The following is a 15,438-nucleotide window of genomic DNA, read 5'->3' as shown; positions in this document are numbered from 1 at the left end:
GCACTGGTGATCTTCCGCAGCGCCTGGCTCATCAGCCGGGCCTGCAGACCCACGTGGCTGTCGCCCATCTCGCCCTCGATCTCCGCGCGCGGGACCAGCGCCGCGACGGAGTCGATCACGATGAGGTCGAGGGCGCCGGAGCGGATCAGCATGTCCACGATCTCCAGCGCCTGCTCGCCGTTGTCCGGCTGGGACAGGATCAGGTTGTCGATGTCGACGCCGAGCTTCTTCGCGTACTCGGGATCCAGGGCGTGCTCCGCGTCCACGAAGGCGACCTGGCCGCCGGCCTTCTGCGCGTTGGCCACCGCGTGCAGGGTCAGGGTCGTCTTGCCGGAGGACTCCGGCCCGTAGACCTCCACCACACGGCCGCGGGGCAGGCCGCCGACGCCAAGGGCCACGTCGAGCGCGGTCGACCCGGTCGGGATGACCTCGATGGGCTCGTTCGTCCGGTCACCCATGCGCATGACCGCGCCCTTGCCGAATTGCCGTTCAATCTGTGCGAGTGCGGCGTCGAGCGCCTTCTCGCGGTCGGTTCCTGCCATGGGTTCCACCCGATTTGCTTGAGTCGATCGCTTCACGTCAATGACGCTAGCGCCTGCCACTGACAACGCGCCCCGACGCACCTCCAGCCTGTGGACAGCCAGGGCATAATCCTTCCCGAATCGGGCCATAACGCCCACGCTCGAGACTCACCGGCACTCCCATAAGAATAGATGTTCGATTTTCGTGTCAAGCGCATCCCTCGGCACCCTCGCGAGTCGTTCACGCTTCACCATCCGTTCGGGGCCGACGGTGTGAAACCGCCGGCCCCGAACAGATGGTGAAGCGGTCCACCGGGCTCAGGAGTCCTCGGTGTCCCCGCTCCGGGGGCGCGCCGAACCCGGTCGGCGCGTCCAGAGGTACCGGACACGGGCGACGAGGGTCCGCCGCTCGCCGGAGCCGGAACCGCCCTCACCGGGGCCTGTCCCTCGGTGGCCGTGCACGCGGGGGTCGTCGGTGACGTCGTAGCGCTTCACGTACGCACCCAGGAACGCCTGGAGGGTGGCGACCACGGGAATGGCGATCAGCGCGCCGACTGCACCGAGCAGGGCCGTGCCCATGACGACCGAGCCGAAGGCGACCGCCGGGTGGATGTCGACGGTCCTCGCGGTCAGCTTGGGCTGCAGTACATAGTTCTCGAACTGCTGGTAGATCACCACGAAGATCAGCACCCACAGCGCGTACCAGGGGTCGACCGTGAAGGCGATCAGCATGGGCAGGGCGCCCGCGAGATACGTGCCGATGGTGGGGATGAACTGCGACACCAGGCCCACCCACACGGCGAGCACGGGCGCGTAGGGCACCTCGAGGATCTCCAGCAGCACGTAGTGGGCCACGCCGGAGATCAGCGCCATCAGTCCGCGCGAGTACAGGTAGCCGCCGGTCTTGTTCACGGCGATCTCCCACGCGCGCAGCACCTCGGCCTGGCGCGCGGGCGGCAGTACGGAGCAGACGGTGCGACGCAGCCGCGGGCCGTCGGCGGCGAAGTAGAACGAGAACAGCCCGACGGTCAGCAGTTGGAAAAGGCCCCCGAGGACCTGCGTGGAGACGTCCAGGACGCCGGTGGCACTGTTCTGCACGTAGTTGCGCAGCCAGTCGGAGCGAAGCAGACCCTCCTGGATGTCCACTCGCCGCAGCTCGGTGTGGAAGTGCGTGTTGATCCAGTTGATGACGGAGTCGAGGTACTCCGGGAAGTCCTCGACGATCTTGATGATCTGTCCCGCCAGCATGGATCCGAGCAGCGTGACGAAGCCCGCCGCAGCGATCAGCACCCCCACGAAGACCAGGAAGGTGCCCAGCCCCCGGCGCACCCCGCGCACGGCCATCCAGCTCACCGCGGGCTCGACGGCGAGCGCCAGGAAGAACGCGATGAAAATGTTGATCAGCAGACCGGTGAGTTCGTGGAAGGCCCAGCTGCCCAGCTGGAACAGGGCGATCAGCGCGAGCGCGAGCAGCATGGCACGCGGCAGCCAGCGCGGCATGCGGGAGCCGGGCTGCGGGTCCGCACCACCCACCGGAGGGCCGGACGGCGGCGGCATGCCTGGTGCGGAGGGGTGCTGGGCTGCCTGCCCGGTCTCTTCAGTGGGTGCCACGAGGCAAGTCTCGCCCACACCAACGGCAGCCGTCTGCCCCCTGGCGATCTCTGTGACGATCAGCGCTTTTCCCGGGGAACCTCCATCGCCCCGCAGACCACCTGCCAGACGTCCTTGGCGGCCCAGCCGGCCTCCAGTGCCTCGTGCACGGTGCGCCCGTCGAGTTCCGACATGACGTGATCGCGCGCGAAGGTGTCGGCGGAGCCCGTACCGAAGTGCTCCGCCATCCGTTCCCAGAAGACCGTCAACCGCATGCCCCCAGTATCCCGCCCGCAGGGGTGGGCCGGAGCGGGGCGTCAGTGGGGGCCCCGCCCCGCCCTGGAGGCCCGCCCGGTGGTGACCGTCGGCGCACTGCGCACGCTCACTGTGTACGGCCGCGCGATCGCCCGACCATGCGCCGCCCGGCCACCAGGCCGGCCGCTCGGCGCCGCCTCACCCGCCCAGGGCCCGGACTCCCGCCGTCACGGCCACGGCCGCCCCGACGACGACCAGGAACGGGGCGCGCAGCACCAGTGCCACGGCAGCGGCCGCGAGCCCCGCCGCCCGCGCGTCCAGCACGAGCGCCCGGCCGTCGGCGAAGGTCTGCTGGGCGGTCAGGGCGGCGAGCAGGGCGACGGGCAGCAGGGCGGCGAGTCGCCGGACGAGCGGCCGCTCGAGGGCGCTGGCGGGCACCAGGAGTCCGGCCAGTTTGACGGCGTAGCACCCGAGGACGGTCACGCCGATCGCGATCCAGATGTTCAACGGTCCTCCTCCGGTATGTCGCCGCGTGCCGGCGCATCGCTCCGCTCCTTCACGTCACCCCGCGGAGTGCCCCCGCGGCGGCCTTGTGCCCACAGGACGGCCGGCGCCGCGAACGCGGCCACCAGGACCGGTACACCGGCGGGCAGGACCGGCAGCAGCCCGAGCCCCAGCAGGACGGCGAGCCCGGCGACCAGCCGTTCGGTGCCGGTCCGCAGCATCGGCGCGAGGAGGGCCAGGAAGACCGCGGGGCCGGCCGCGTCCAGGCCCCAGGCGTCGGTGTCCCCGATGGCCTCGGCACCCAGCGCGCCGAGCAGCGTGGTGAGGTTCCACAGGACGTACAGGCTGAGCCCGGTGACCAGGAACCCGATCCGGGCGCTGCGCCGGGTGGGCTGGGCGAGGGAGACCGCGGCGGTCTCATCGATGACCCACTGGGCGGCGAACGGCCGCACCGCGCGCGGGAGGGCCAGCAACTGGGACAGGCGCAGCCCGTAGAAGGCGTTGCGCACGCCCAGGAAGAACGCTCCGGCGGCGGCCGTGAACGGGCTTCCTCCGGCCGCCAGCGCCCCCACCAGGGCGAACTGGGACGCCCCCGTGAACACCAGCAGGCTGAGCGCACAGGTCTGCAGCAGCGTGAGCCCACTGCCGGCCGAGGTCACCCCGAAGGCGAATCCGGAAAGTCCGACGGCGATCCCGACCCCCAGGGCGTCCCGGACGACGGCGCCGTCCGGTTTTTCGCCCGGGGCGGCCCCGTCGCGTGTCTCTGCGAGTGCTGCCTGTTGTTCTGTTGCCACACCCCGGACCGTACGTGGAGCGCTCGCCGGGTGTCTTGTACGTTCTTGCGCTCCCGCTGGTAGGCACCCGGCGGCACGCCGACGATCCGGCCGAAGTGCCGGTTCAGGTGCGGCTGGTCGGTGAACCCCACCACGACGGCGGCCTCCGACGGCACCGTGCCCGCGTCCAGCAGCCGGCGCGCCCGTCGCACCCGTGCGTCGGTGAGCCAGGTGTGCGGCGGCATTCCGTAGGTGTCGCGGAAGGCCCGCAGCAGTGCGAACGGGCTGGTGCCGAGTTCGTCGGCCAGCTGCTCCAGCGTCGGGGGCGCGGCCATCCGCTCCTCCAGCAGCGCACGCGCGCGGGCAGCGGTCCGGGCACCGGCGGTGCGCACCCGGCGCCGGGGCAGCGATCCGCCGTTCAGCCGCAGCAGCCGGGTCACGGCCACCCGCAGCAGGGTGTCGGCGGCGAGCGCGTTGCCCTCGTCGGTGGCCCGCAGCACCTGGTGCACCAGACGGACGGTGTACGGGTCGTCGAGGACCGGTGTCACGAACCCCGAAGTGCCGCGCAGTGTGGTGGTCTCGGCGGCGATGGCCGCGACGGTTTCTGGCGGCGGGTAGACCGCGCCGTACCGCCATCCCTCGGGCACCCCCGCCCGTCCGGTGTGCGGGGTGTCCGGGTTCACGAGCGCGAGTGCTCCGGCGCCCGCGTACTGGTCGGCCCCACCGTGGTGGAAAACCTCCACGCCGTCGGCGATGGCGGCGATGACGAAGTTCTCGTGGGTGTGCCGCACGAACGTCTTGCGGATGTATCGGGCCCGGAGCAGGTCGACGCCGGGCAGCTCGGCGTACTGCCAGTGCCGCGCGCGCTCCTTTCCCGTTTCCGCCATACGGCCATTGTCACGCGCTCCCACCGGCGTCCCTTACCGGGCCCGGTCCCGGGCATCCGCCCGGTTCGGCCTCGTTGTCAGTGCCCGGGTGCACGATGGACGCATGGTCAGTACACCGCACCCGGCCCTGGACGGCTTCTCCGCCGCGACCCGCGGCTGGTTCACGGGGGCGTTCTCCGAGCCCACCGCGGCCCAGGCGGGCGCGTGGCGTGCCCTCCAGGAGGGCTCCGACGTGCTGGTGGTCGCCCCCACCGGATCCGGTAAGACGCTGGCCGCCTTCCTCGCGGCTCTGGACCAGTTGGCCGCCACGCCCCCGCCCGCGGACCACCGCAAGCGCTGCCGCATCCTGTACGTCTCCCCGCTCAAGGCCCTGGCCGTCGATGTCGAGCGCAATCTGCGCAGCCCGCTGACCGGCATCCGCCAGGAGTCCGTGCGCCTGGGGCTGCCCGAGCCCGAGGTGAAGGTCGGGATCCGCTCCGGCGACACCCCGCCCGCCGAGCGCCGGGCCCTCTCCACCCGCCCACCGGACATCCTGATCACCACCCCGGAGTCCCTGTTCCTGATGCTGACGTCGGCCGCGCGCGACGCGCTGACGGGCATCGAGACGGTGATCCTGGACGAGGTGCACGCAGTCGCCGGTAGCAAGCGCGGGGCGCATCTGGGGCTGTCCCTGGAGCGGCTGGACGAGCTGCTGCCCCGGCCGGCCCGCCGTATCGGGCTGTCTGCGACGGTCCGTCCGGTCGACGAGATCGCCCGTTTCCTGTCCCCGCGCGGCAAGGTGGAGATCGTCCAGCCGGAGTCGGGCAAGGAGTTCGACCTGTCCGTCGTGGTCCCGGTCGAGGACCTGGGCGAGCTGGGCGGCTCCCCGGTGGCGGACGCCTCCGAGGGGGCCGGGGCGGCGGAGCGCCCGTCGATCTGGCCGCACGTCGAGGAGCGGATCACCGATCTGGTCCTGTCCCACCGTTCGACGATCGTGTTCGCGAACTCCCGCCGCCTCGCGGAGCGCCTGTGCAACCGGCTCAACGAGATCGCCTACGAGCGGGCCACCGGCGAGCCCCTGGACGAGCACCACTCCCCCGCCGAACTGATGGGCGGGTCCGGAGCCGTCCAGGGCGCGCCCGCCGTCATCGCCCGCGCGCACCACGGCTCGGTGTCCAAGGAGCAGCGCGCCCAGGTCGAGGAGGACCTCAAGGCGGGCCGGCTGCCCGCGGTGGTGGCCACCTCCAGCCTGGAGCTGGGTATCGACATGGGCGCGGTCGACCTGGTGGTCCAGGTCGAGTCACCGCCGTCGGTGGCCTCGGGGCTCCAGCGGGTCGGCCGCGCGGGGCACCAGGTGGGGGCGGTCTCCACTGGGGTGGTGTTCCCGAAGTACCGGGGCGACCTCGTCCAGGCCGCCGTGGTCACCGAGCGGATGCGGACGGGCTCCATCGAGTCCCTGCGCGTTCCCACGAACCCGCTGGACGTCCTGGCCCAGCAGATCGTCGCCATGACGGCCATGGACCCCTGGCAGTTCGACGACCTGCTGGCCATGGTCCGCCGGGCCGCGCCCTTCTCCTCACTGCCCGAGTCGGCCTTCACGGCCGTGCTGGACATGCTCGCCGGGCGCTATCCCTCCGACGCGTTCGCGGAACTGCGCCCGCGTGTGGTGTGGGACCGGGTCACGGGCGAGATCACCGGCCGCCCGGGGGCCCAGCGGCTCGCCGTCACCTCCGGGGGCACCATCCCCGACCGGGGCCTGTTCGGGGTGTTCCTGGCGGGCGCCGACCCCAAGAAGGGCGGCGGCCGGGTCGGCGAGCTCGACGAGGAGATGGTCTACGAGTCCCGCGTCGGCGATGTGTTCACACTGGGCACCAGTTCCTGGCGCATCGAGGACATCACGCGCGACCGGGTGCTGGTCTCTCCGGCCCCGGGCGTACCGGGCCGGCTCCCGTTCTGGAAGGGGGACCAGCTGGGCCGCCCGCTGGAGCTGGGCCGCGCGGTGGGCGCCTTCCTGCGCGAGGTCGGCTCGCTGTCCCGGGAGGAGGCGCGTGTGCGGCTCCTCGCCGCCGGGCTCGACGCCTGGGCCGCGGACAATGTGCTGTCCTACCTCGACGAGCAGCGCCGGGCCTGCGGCCATGTCCCGGACGACCGCACCGTCGTCGTGGAGCGCTTCCGTGACGAGCTGGGTGACTGGCGGGTCGTCGTGCACTCCCCGTTCGGGGCCCAGGTACACGCTCCGTGGGCGCTGGCGCTCGGGGCCCGTCTCTCGGAGCGGTACGGCGTGGACGCCCAGGTGATGCACGCCGACGACGGCATCGTGCTGCGCCTGCCGGACGCCGACCTGATGGGCCTGGACCTGCTCGACCAGGAGCCGGTGCGTGCGGGCACCGGGTACGACGGGGAACAGGCGCCCCTGGGCGCGGCGGACGTCGTCTTCGACAAGGGGGAGGTCGACCAGGTCGTCACCGACCAGGTGGGCGGCTCGGCGCTGTTCGCGTCCCGCTTCCGCGAGTGCGCCGCCCGCGCGCTGTTGTTGCCGCGCCGCAGCCCCGGTAAGCGCACCCCGTTGTGGCAGCAGCGTCAGCGTGCGTCCCAGCTGCTCCAGGTGGCGGGCGAGTTCGGCTCGTTCCCGATCGTCCTGGAGGCGGTCCGCGAATGTCTCCAGGACGTCTTCGACGTCCCCGGGCTCGTCGAGCTGATGGGCGACCTGGAGTCACGCAAGGTGCGGCTCGTCGAGGTCACCACCCCCGAGCCGTCTCCCTTCGCCCGCTCGCTGTTGTTCGGATATGTCGCCCAGTTCCTGTACGAGGGCGACTCCCCGCTCGCCGAGCGCCGTGCGGCGGCCCTGTCGCTGGACTCACGGCTGCTGGCCGAGCTGCTCGGTCAGGCGGAGCTGCGCGAGCTGCTCGACGCCGAGGTGCTGACCGAGCTGGAGCGTGAGCTGCAGTGGCTCACCGAGGACCGGCGGGTCAAGGACGCGGAGGGCGTCGCCGACCTGCTGCGCGTGCTCGGCCCGCTCACCGGGGCCGAGCTGGCGGAGCGGGGCGCCGACGTGCAGTGGGCGTCGGACCTGGCTTCGGCACGCCGTGCGATCCAGGTCCGTGTCGCCGGCACGGAGCACTGGGCGGCGATCGAGGACGCCGGGCGGCTGCGCGACGCGCTGGGCACGGCGCTGCCGGTCGGCGTACCGGAGGCGTTCACCGAACCGGTCAAGGACCCGCTCGGCGACCTGCTCGCGCGGTACGCGCGCACGCACGGCCCGTTCACATCGGCCGCGGCCGCGGCCCGTTTCGGGCTGGGTGTGGCGGTCACCGAGGGCGCCCTGCAGCGGCTCTCGGCGGCGGGCAAGGTCGTCCAGGGCGAGTTCCACCCGGCCGGGATCGGCCAGGAGTGGTGCGACGCGGCCGTGCTGCGCCGATTGCGCCGCCGTTCCCTGGCCGCCCTGCGGCACGAGCTGGAGCCGGTGCCGCCGGCCGCGCTCGCCCAGTTCCTCCCCCAGTGGCAGCACATCGGCAAGGGTCACGCGCTGCGCGGCGTCGATGGTCTGGTGCGCGCGATCGAGCAGTTGCAGGGTGCGTCCGTGCCCGCGTCCGCCCTGGAGAAGCTGGTTCTGCCCTCCCGGGTCGCGCACTACGCCCCCGCGATGCTGGACGAGCTCACGGCGGCCGGCGAGGTGGTGTGGGCCGGTGCCGGTTCACTGCCGGGCAAGGACGGCTGGGTCTCCCTCCACCTCGCGGACGCGGCCCCGCTGCTGCTGCCGCCACCGCACCCCCTGGAGACGACCGCCCTGCACCAGTCGGTCCTCGACGTCCTCTCCGGCGGCTACGGGCTGTTCTTCCGCCAGATCGCCGACCAGGTCCGCGCCACCACCCACCCCGAGGCCACCGATCCCCGACTGGCCGACGCCCTCTGGGACCTGGCCTGGTCCGGCCGGCTGACCAATGACACGCTCGCTCCCCTGCGCTCGCTGCTGGGCTCGGGCCGCACCGCGGGCTCCACCGCCCACCGCGCGAAGCGCCCGGTCCCGCGCGGGCGTTACGGCTCGCTCACGGCAGCCGCCCGCGGCACCTCCCGTACCGGCCCTCCGACGGTCGCCGGTCGCTGGTCGCTGCTGCCGGACCGGGAGACCGACGCCACGGTCCGCGCCCACGCGCTGGCCCGCACCCTGCTCGACCGGCATGGTGTGATCACCCGGGGCGCGGTCGCCGCCGAGGGCGTCGAGGGCGGATTCTCCGCGGTCTACCGCGTTCTGTCGGCCTTCGAGGAGACCGGACAGGCCCGTCGCGGCTATGTGGTGGAAGGGCTGGGGGCCGCCCAGTTCGCCATGGACGGCGCCGTGGACCGCCTCCGCGCGGCGGCCAACGCCCGCGAGCGGGGTGACGTCCTCCCCGGGCCCGGCCCGGACGACCCGTTCGAGGGCGGCCCCCTCGGCGCCGGCCCTGATTTCCCCGGCGGTCCTGATCCCCTCGCCCTTCACGGCTTCGCCCCGTCCTCCGACGGCTCCCACGAGCCCGCCCCCGGCCACGACGGCTTCCCTCGCCTCCCGGACGGCACCGACCGGGCACCGTACCCGCGGCCGTCGCCGGGCGACTACGTCTCCCCGCGCGACCTCGCCGCGCAGGCGCCCGGCCCCCGGCAGCAGGCAGCGCGTCCGTCGTACGACCCCTTCGCGGGCCGGCGCACCGGCCCGGACCGCGCCCCGCGGGCCATCGTCCTGGCCGCCGCCGACCCCGCGAACGCGTACGGTGCGGCTCTGGGCTGGCCCGAGCCCCCCTCGGGCGCCGGGCACAAACCGGGGCGCAAAGCGGGCTCGCTGGTGGTTCTCGTCGACGGTGAGCTGACGCTCTATGTGGAGCGCGGTGGTAAGACGGTGCTGGCCTGGCCCGCGGACCCGGACGGCGAACCCGCCGACGACCCCCGCCTTCCCGCCGCGGCGGAGGTCCTCGCCGCTGCTGCCCGCGCGGGCTCCCTCGGCACGGTCACCGTGGAGCGGGTCAACGGTGTCTCGGCCCTGGCCTCCGCGCTCGGGTCGCTCCTGGAGGTCGCGGGCTTCGTCGCCACCCCCAGAGGTCTGCGCCTCCGCGCCTGACGCACGGTCTTCCCGGCCCGGCCCGGCCCGGCCACAGCGTCCGGCCGTGCTCCCCCGGCCCCCGCACGACGGCATGCAACCCTTGACCCATGCCTGAAGGAGACACCGTCCGGCAGGCCGCGAAGCGGCTGCACAGCGCCCTCGCGGGCACGGTGCTGACCCGTAGCGACCTCCGGGTGCCCCGGTTCGCCACGGCCGACCTCACCGGCCGCATCGTCCTGGACGTCACCCCGCGCGGCAAACACCTCCTCACCCGTGTCGAGGGCGGCCTGACCCTGCACTCGCACCTGCGCATGGACGGCTCCTGGCGTGTGTACGCGAACGGGCAACGCTGGAGCGGCGGCCCCGCCCACCAGATCCGCGCGATCCTGGGCAACGCCGACCGCACCGCCGTCGGCTACCGCCTGCCCGTCCTCGAACTCCTGCGCACCACCGACGAGGACCACGTGGTCGGCCACCTCGGCCCCGACCTCCTCGGCCCGGACTGGGACCCCTCCCTGGCGCTGGCCAACCTGCTCCGCGACCCGGCCCTCCCGCTCGGCGAGGCCCTCCTCGACCAGCGCAACCTCGCCGGCATCGGCAACGTGTACAAGAGCGAGCTCTGCTTCCTACTCGGTGTCACGCCCTGGCTCCCCATCGGCGAACTGCCCGCAGAACGCGCCGCTCAACTGCCCGGGCTTGCCAGGAAACTGCTGGAGCACAACCGCGACCGCCCCGTCCGCAGCACCACGGGACGCCGCGACCAGAACCTGTTCGTCTACGGCCGCGCGGCCCGCCCCTGCCTGCGCTGCCGCACCGCGGTCCGCCGGGCCGACCAGGGCGACGGATCCCGCGACCGCCCCACCTACTGGTGCCCCACCTGCCAGCATGGCCCGGCCCCGGCCCCCGGCTCCTGAACCGGCGACCCGTCAGGTGGCGGCCCGCCAGGTGGCGGCCCGTCAGGTGGCGGCCCGTCAGGTGGCGGCCCGTCAGGTCTCCTCGTACGTTCCCCCATGCCCCTCACGCCGTCCGACCTCACCGGCAGCACCGCACACCCATGGCCGGGACCCCACGGCGACGAGTGTCAGCCCCGCACCGAGGCCGTGCCGGCCCGGACGGCCTGGGCCACCCGGCGTCCCGACTGTCGCCCTGGGGCGGGTCGGCGAGCCGGAGGACGTCGCACGGACCGTCCTGCACCAGGATGTGGACGCGGAGGCCTTCACCACGGGCCGGATTCTCCGCCCGCCCGGGGACGTGGCGATGCCGTGGTGACGGCCTCCTGTGAAGTGACCGGCTCCGGGGTGCCGGCGCCCGCTTCCCAGGCCCACCGCCACCGCCCGTCCGCAAGGGCGCCCTCCGCTCTGCCCTTCGGCATGCAGTGCACCGGCAGCAGGCTCAGCCCCCAGCCGCCGGCCGCGACCGCTGCCTCCAGTACTCCGGCGTCGGAGACGAGCAGCAGCCTCGCCACGGCCCACCACCACAGGATCCCGAGCCCCAGCACAGCGCCCCGAGCACCCCGGCGAACCGCCCGCGCCCTCATGGCCTCCACCTCCGGCCGGACGCTATGAGGCCACTCACCCGGGCGACCAGGGCGCACCGACGGCACACGGGCGCACCATGTCCCGCGCCGCTCGCCGCACCTGTGCTCCCACGGCGCCCGCGCAGCGCACACGCACCAGGGTCCGGCCCGGCTCGCTGCCGCTCAGGGCAGCGCCCGGGTCCACGTCACCCGTTCTCGGCCTGGAACATCCAGCGCTGCTTCTCGAGATCCCCCGTCACCGCGATGAGGAGGTCCTGGCTCACCGGGTCCGCCTCACCTGTCGTGTCGACCCGCTCGCGCATCCGCGCGGTCACCGCGCCCAGCGCGTCCACCATGGCACCCACCGCGGCCGTGTCGTCGACCCAGCCCTCGGGGGTCACCCCGATGCCGCTGCCGACGGCCACCGTCGCGGCGCGCCCGTCGGGTGAGACGCCCAGCGCCGCGGCGCGCTCCGCCACGGTGTCGGTGTGCGTTCGCGCGAGGGTCACCACCTCGTCGAGCTGCAGGTGAACGGAACGGAAGCGCTGCCCGACCACGTTCCAGTGGATCTGCTTCGCCACCAGGCTGAGGTCCACCAGGTCGACAAGGGCTCCCTGGAGCGCCTCGGACACAGTCTTCAGGTTCTCGTCGGACAATGGGCTCTTCACGACGTACATCCGCACCTCCGTGGCTGATCCCCCGCATCGTCCCTCGTTCCCTCAACCATGGCGGTCACGCCTCGGACCGGCAAACGCACACACGCGGGGCCGGGAAGGCGCGCCCTCGGAACGCAGGCAAGCGAAAACCCCGGCGACGCCCCTCCGGATCTCCCGGAAGAGCCCCGGCCGGGGCCTGCCACATTGTCACACCGCGTCAAGCGGCGACGACGTCCACCGCTTCGGCGGGCGCCTTGATGGTCACCCGTTCCGGTGGCACACCGGTCACCGAGACGGAACCCAGCATCGGGCGAACCGGCGCGGGTACGGGTTCGCTGGGGGTTGCTGCAGCCGACCGGGCCAGCTCGGCGAGGGCGAGCTCGTCGCTCACTTCCCGCATGAGCTCGGACATCCGTACGTCCAGCGCGTCGCAGATCGCGGAGAGCAGCTCGGAGGAAGCCTCCTTCTGCCCCCGCTCCACCTCGGAGAGATAGCCGAGTGAGACTCGGGCGGACGAGGAGACTTCGCGCAGAGTACGGCCCTGGCGCTGGCGCTGCCGACGCAGCACGTCACCCAGCAGGCGACGGAGCAGAATCATCGGTGGCTCCCTCCTCGGGCCGTGTATCGGGATCCTTCTCGCCCCACCGTACCGCCTTGCGCTGCGGCCGTGCGGGGAGCGATGTCGTGTTCACTCTGGGCTGTAAGCATCAAAACCCCCCGTTCCGTTCCGTATTCTGTGCCCGCTCATTTCCGGTCTGTTCGCCCGCAAGTTCCCCGAGAAGCAGTACGAGTACGCTGCGTACACTCTCCATACGAATTTCCGCCCGGTCGCCGTTCAACCGCAGGCGCTCTACTTTTCCGCCACCGGCAGAACCCGAAACCGCCGCCGCCGGCCCGTGCGCGGCCACGTAAACGGTCCCGACGGGCTGTCCGTCCTGGGGGTCCGGACCGGCGACGCCCGTGGTCGCGATCCCCCAGTCCGCGCCCAGTGCCTTGCGGACACCAGCCGCCATTTCCGCCGCCACCTGCGGATCCACCGCTCCGCTCCGCGCCAGCAGAGTGGCGTCGACGCCGAGCAGTTCATGCTTGAGTTCGGTGGCGTACGCCGTGACCGAACCCCGGAACACCTTGGACGCCCCGGGGACGGAGGTGATCTCCGCGGCCACCAGACCACCGGTCAGCGATTCCGCGACGGCCAGCGTCATGCCCTTCACGGTGAGTAGTCGCACCACTTCGGCAGCCGGAGAACTCACGCTCGCGTCTCTTCCAACGCGGCCTTCCGCTCCGCGATTCCCTGTCGGCGCAGCACGATGGCCTGTCTCACATAGTCGAGTCCGGTCACGACCGTGAGTACCACGGCTGCCGCCATCACCCAGAACCGCAGAGTCGCCAGCCACCCCGTCAGTGCCAGCACGTACATGCCGACGGCGATGCCCTGGGTGAGGGTCTTGAGCTTGCCCCCGCGGCTCGCCGGAATCACGCCGTAGCGAATGACCAGAAAACGCAGGAGCGTGATGCCGAGTTCCCTGCCGAGGATGACTCCGGTGACCCACCAGGGGAGATCTTCCAGCACGGACAGACAGATCAGCGCCGCTCCCATGATCGCCTTGTCGGCGATGGGATCGGCGATCTTGCCGAAATCGGTGACCAGGTTGTAGGTACGCGCCAGATGACCGTCGAACAGGTCGGTGATCATGGCGACGGCGAAAGCGGCCCAGGCGAACGAGCGCCAGACCGGGTCGTATCCCCCGTCGGCCAGCATCAGGGCGACGAAGGCCGGAACGAGGACCAGCCGGAGCATGGTGAGCAGATTGGCGATGTTCCAGACGCTGGCCTGGTTGACAGCCGCCGCCGCGATCTTCTTGCCCCGTGCCGGATGCCCGTCGCCGTCACGGCCACCGCCGTTCGAAACATCGTGGGGCACACTGTGCGGCGTGCTGCCGGGAACCGCACTCGGAACGCCGCCCGCGGCACCGTCGGTCGCGCCTGCGGAAGCCGGAGTCCGGGTCCGGGATGTCTCACCGTCCGGAGTCCCGCCGGGCCGCGAACGGCCGGCCGGACTCGCCGCCGCCCTCCTCGCGCCGGAGGGGCCTCCCGCCGCGGATGCCGGGACACCCGTCATCTGCCCGCCTCCTCGCTCAGCGCGGGCGAACCCTGGAACAGCGGCTCGGCCACCAGGTCGACACCTTCCGTGCCGACGACCTTCGCCTCGACCATACGGCCCGGACGCAGACCCGTGCTGCTCGTGAGCAGCACCTGGCCGTCGGTCTCGGGAGCCTGGTGCGCCGCACGGCCGTACACGCCCTCCTCCTCGTCGACGGACTCCACCAGCACGTGCACGGTCTCGCCGACCCGCTCCTCGGCGCGCTGCGAGACGAGTTCCTCGGCCATCCGCGAGACCCGCGCCAGCCGCTCCGCCACGACGTCCTCGTCCAGCTTGTGCTCATACGTCGCCGCTTCGGTGCCCTCCTCGTCGGAGTAGCCGAAGACACCGATGGCGTCCAGCCTCGCGTGGGTCAGGAACCGTTCGAGCTCGGCGAGGTCGGACTCGGACTCGCCGGGGAAGCCGACGATGAAGTTGGAGCGCACACCGGCCTCGGGAGCCTTGCTCCGGATGGTGTCGAGGAGCTCCAGGAAGCGGTCCGTGTCGCCGAAGCGGCGCATCGCGCGCAGCACGTCGGGCGCGGAGTGCTGGAAGGACAGGTCGAAGTACGGGACGACCCCGGGCGTGGAGGTCAGCACGTCGATCAGGCCGGGGCGCATCTCGGCGGGCTGGAGGTAGCTGACGCGGACCCGCTCGATGCCGTCGACCTCGGCGAGCTCGGGCAGCAGGGACTCCAGGAGGCGGATGTCGCCGAGGTCCTTGCCGTAGGAGGTGTTGTTCTCGGAGACCAGCATGACCTCCTTCACACCCTGCTCGGCCAGCCATCGCGTCTCGCCCAGCACGTCGCTCGGGCGGCGCGAGATGAAGGAGCCGCGGAAGGACGGAATGGCGCAGAAGGAGCAGCGCCGGTCGCAGCCGGAGGCGAGCTTCACGGAGGCGACCGGGGTGCCCTCCAGCCGGCGCCGCAGGGGCGCGCGGGGGCCGGAGGCCGGGGCGAGGCCCTCGGGCAGGTCCACCGGAGCGTGCCCCGGGAGTGCGACGGACGCGGCGGACTCCTGCCGCGCGGCGGGGCTGATCGGCAGCAGCTTGCGCCGGTCACGCGGAGTGTGGGAGGCGTGGATGCCGCCGTTCAGGATGGTCTGGAGGCGGTCCGAGATGTCGGTGTAGTCGTCGAAGCCGAGCACGCCGTCGGCTTCGGGGAGCGCTTCGGCGAGTTCCTTGCCGTAGCGCTCGGCCATGCAGCCCACCGCCACCACGGCCTGCGTTCTTCCGTGGCCCTTGAGGTCGTTGGCCTCCAGGAGGGCGTCGACGGAGTCCTTCTTGGCGGCTTCGACGAAACCGCAGGTGTTCACGACGGCGACGTCCGCGTCCTCGGCATCCTCCACGAGCTGCCAGCCGTCCGCCTCCAAACGGCCTGCGAGCTCCTCCGAGTCCACCTCGTTACGGGCGCAGCCAAGGGTGACGAGTGCGACGGTGCGGCGATCAGGCATGGGCTCAAGACTACTTCGTCCCGCTGACACCCCACGTCGACGGGGTTGACCGATACCGGCCGGCCCCGTCGACGCAGTGTTCTTCCGGAAGC

General features: G+C 72.4%; 13 protein-coding genes and 1 pseudogene. 2 read left to right on the top strand and 12 right to left on the bottom strand.

Features of this window, described 5'->3' with window-relative positions; genetic code table 11:
• The 6 genes and pseudogenes from recA to ACFYQA_RS35940 all read right to left on the bottom strand — a co-directional run.
• On the bottom strand, positions 1–542 hold a 542-nt coding region (gene recA, locus ACFYQA_RS35965), incomplete at its 3' end, for a recombinase RecA (protein ID WP_388927203.1).
• A gap of 297 nt (positions 543–839) precedes the next feature.
• Positions 840–2,132, bottom strand: coding sequence for an AI-2E family transporter (locus ACFYQA_RS35960; RefSeq protein ID WP_388927200.1), 1,293 nt, complete (start codon positions 2,130–2,132; stop codon positions 840–842).
• Between the two features lie 59 nt (positions 2,133–2,191).
• Positions 2,192–2,386, bottom strand: a complete 195-nt coding sequence (locus ACFYQA_RS35955; RefSeq protein ID WP_388927197.1) for a DUF3046 domain-containing protein — start codon at positions 2,384–2,386, stop codon at positions 2,192–2,194.
• A 178-nt stretch (positions 2,387–2,564) separates the two neighbouring features.
• Entirely contained in the window at positions 2,565–2,873 is a 309-nt protein-coding gene (locus ACFYQA_RS35950) for an AzlD domain-containing protein (protein ID WP_388927194.1), read from the bottom strand.
• Positions 2,870–3,664, bottom strand: a complete 795-nt coding sequence (locus tag ACFYQA_RS35945; RefSeq protein WP_388927191.1) for an AzlC family ABC transporter permease — start codon at positions 3,662–3,664, stop codon at positions 2,870–2,872. Before ACFYQA_RS35945 ends, ACFYQA_RS35950 begins: the two co-directional genes overlap by 4 nt.
• Positions 3,665–3,777: 113 nt before the next feature.
• Positions 3,778–4,530, bottom strand: a pseudogene (locus ACFYQA_RS35940) (AraC family ligand binding domain-containing protein); the annotation flags it as partial.
• Positions 4,531–4,633: 103 nt separating this feature from the next.
• Between ACFYQA_RS35940 and ACFYQA_RS35935 the strand changes: the two are divergent.
• Positions 4,634–9,598, top strand: a complete 4,965-nt coding sequence (locus tag ACFYQA_RS35935; RefSeq protein WP_388927188.1) for an ATP-dependent helicase — start codon at positions 4,634–4,636, stop codon at positions 9,596–9,598.
• 89 nt (positions 9,599–9,687) lie between these two features.
• Entirely contained in the window at positions 9,688–10,494 is an 807-nt protein-coding gene (locus ACFYQA_RS35930; protein ID WP_388927185.1) for an Fpg/Nei family DNA glycosylase, read from the top strand.
• 302 nt (positions 10,495–10,796) lie between these two features.
• Here ACFYQA_RS35930 and ACFYQA_RS35925 read toward each other — a convergent pair whose 3' ends face one another.
• The 6 genes from ACFYQA_RS35925 to rimO all read right to left on the bottom strand — a co-directional run bounded on the left by ACFYQA_RS35925 (position 10,797) and on the right by rimO (position 15,346).
• Positions 10,797–11,117 (bottom strand): hypothetical protein, encoded by a 321-nt coding sequence (locus ACFYQA_RS35925; protein WP_388927182.1) that lies wholly within the window; start codon positions 11,115–11,117, stop codon positions 10,797–10,799.
• Positions 11,118–11,302: 185 nt separating this feature from the next.
• Complete coding sequence (locus ACFYQA_RS35920) at positions 11,303–11,773, bottom strand: Dps family protein (protein WP_388927179.1); 471 nt, start codon at positions 11,771–11,773, stop codon at positions 11,303–11,305.
• A gap of 196 nt (positions 11,774–11,969) precedes the next feature.
• Positions 11,970–12,350 (bottom strand): helix-turn-helix domain-containing protein, encoded by a 381-nt coding sequence (locus ACFYQA_RS35915; protein ID WP_055570607.1) that lies wholly within the window; start codon positions 12,348–12,350, stop codon positions 11,970–11,972.
• 109 nt (positions 12,351–12,459) lie between these two features.
• On the bottom strand, positions 12,460–13,005 hold the full coding sequence (locus ACFYQA_RS35910) for a CinA family protein (RefSeq protein ID WP_388927176.1): 546 nt from the start codon (positions 13,003–13,005) through the stop codon (positions 12,460–12,462).
• Complete coding sequence (pgsA, locus tag ACFYQA_RS35905; protein ID WP_388927173.1) at positions 13,002–13,874, bottom strand: CDP-diacylglycerol--glycerol-3-phosphate 3-phosphatidyltransferase; 873 nt, start codon at positions 13,872–13,874, stop codon at positions 13,002–13,004. The genes ACFYQA_RS35910 and pgsA overlap by 4 nt, the downstream gene beginning before the upstream one ends.
• Positions 13,871–15,346: a 30S ribosomal protein S12 methylthiotransferase RimO gene (gene rimO / locus ACFYQA_RS35900; protein ID WP_388927170.1), complete on the bottom strand. Its 1,476-nt coding sequence runs from the start codon at positions 15,344–15,346 to the stop codon at positions 13,871–13,873. The genes pgsA and rimO overlap by 4 nt, the downstream gene beginning before the upstream one ends.
• Between the last annotated feature and the right edge of the window lie 92 nt (positions 15,347–15,438).

Origin of the sequence: Streptomyces sp. NPDC005774, from assembly GCF_042871645.1 — a bacterium.
Taxonomy (GTDB): domain Bacteria; phylum Actinomycetota; class Actinomycetes; order Streptomycetales; family Streptomycetaceae; genus Streptomyces; species Streptomyces pratens.
The sequence above is the reverse complement of the archived record's forward strand: the minus strand, read 5'-3'. Positions and strand labels throughout refer to the sequence as shown.

Bases quoted from the DNA above. Each gene is read 5' to 3' on its own strand.
- ACFYQA_RS35915 (WP_055570607.1), bottom strand. From the start codon at position 12,350: ATGATTCTGCTCCGTCGCCTGCTGGGTGACGTGCTGCGTCGGCAGCGC.
- ACFYQA_RS35955 (WP_388927197.1), bottom strand. From the start codon at position 2,386: ATGCGGTTGACGGTCTTCTGGGAACGGATGGCGGAGCACTTCGGTACG.
- pgsA (WP_388927173.1), bottom strand. From the start codon at position 13,874: ATGACGGGTGTCCCGGCATCCGCGGCGGGAGGCCCCTCCGGCGCGAGG.
- ACFYQA_RS35925 (WP_388927182.1), bottom strand. From the start codon at position 11,117: ATGAGGGCGCGGGCGGTTCGCCGGGGTGCTCGGGGCGCTGTGCTGGGG.
- ACFYQA_RS35930 (WP_388927185.1), top strand. From the start codon at position 9,688: ATGCCTGAAGGAGACACCGTCCGGCAGGCCGCGAAGCGGCTGCACAGC.
- rimO (WP_388927170.1), bottom strand. From the start codon at position 15,346: ATGCCTGATCGCCGCACCGTCGCACTCGTCACCCTTGGCTGCGCCCGT.
- ACFYQA_RS35920 (WP_388927179.1), bottom strand. From the start codon at position 11,773: ATGTACGTCGTGAAGAGCCCATTGTCCGACGAGAACCTGAAGACTGTG.
- ACFYQA_RS35935 (WP_388927188.1), top strand. From the start codon at position 4,634: ATGGTCAGTACACCGCACCCGGCCCTGGACGGCTTCTCCGCCGCGACC.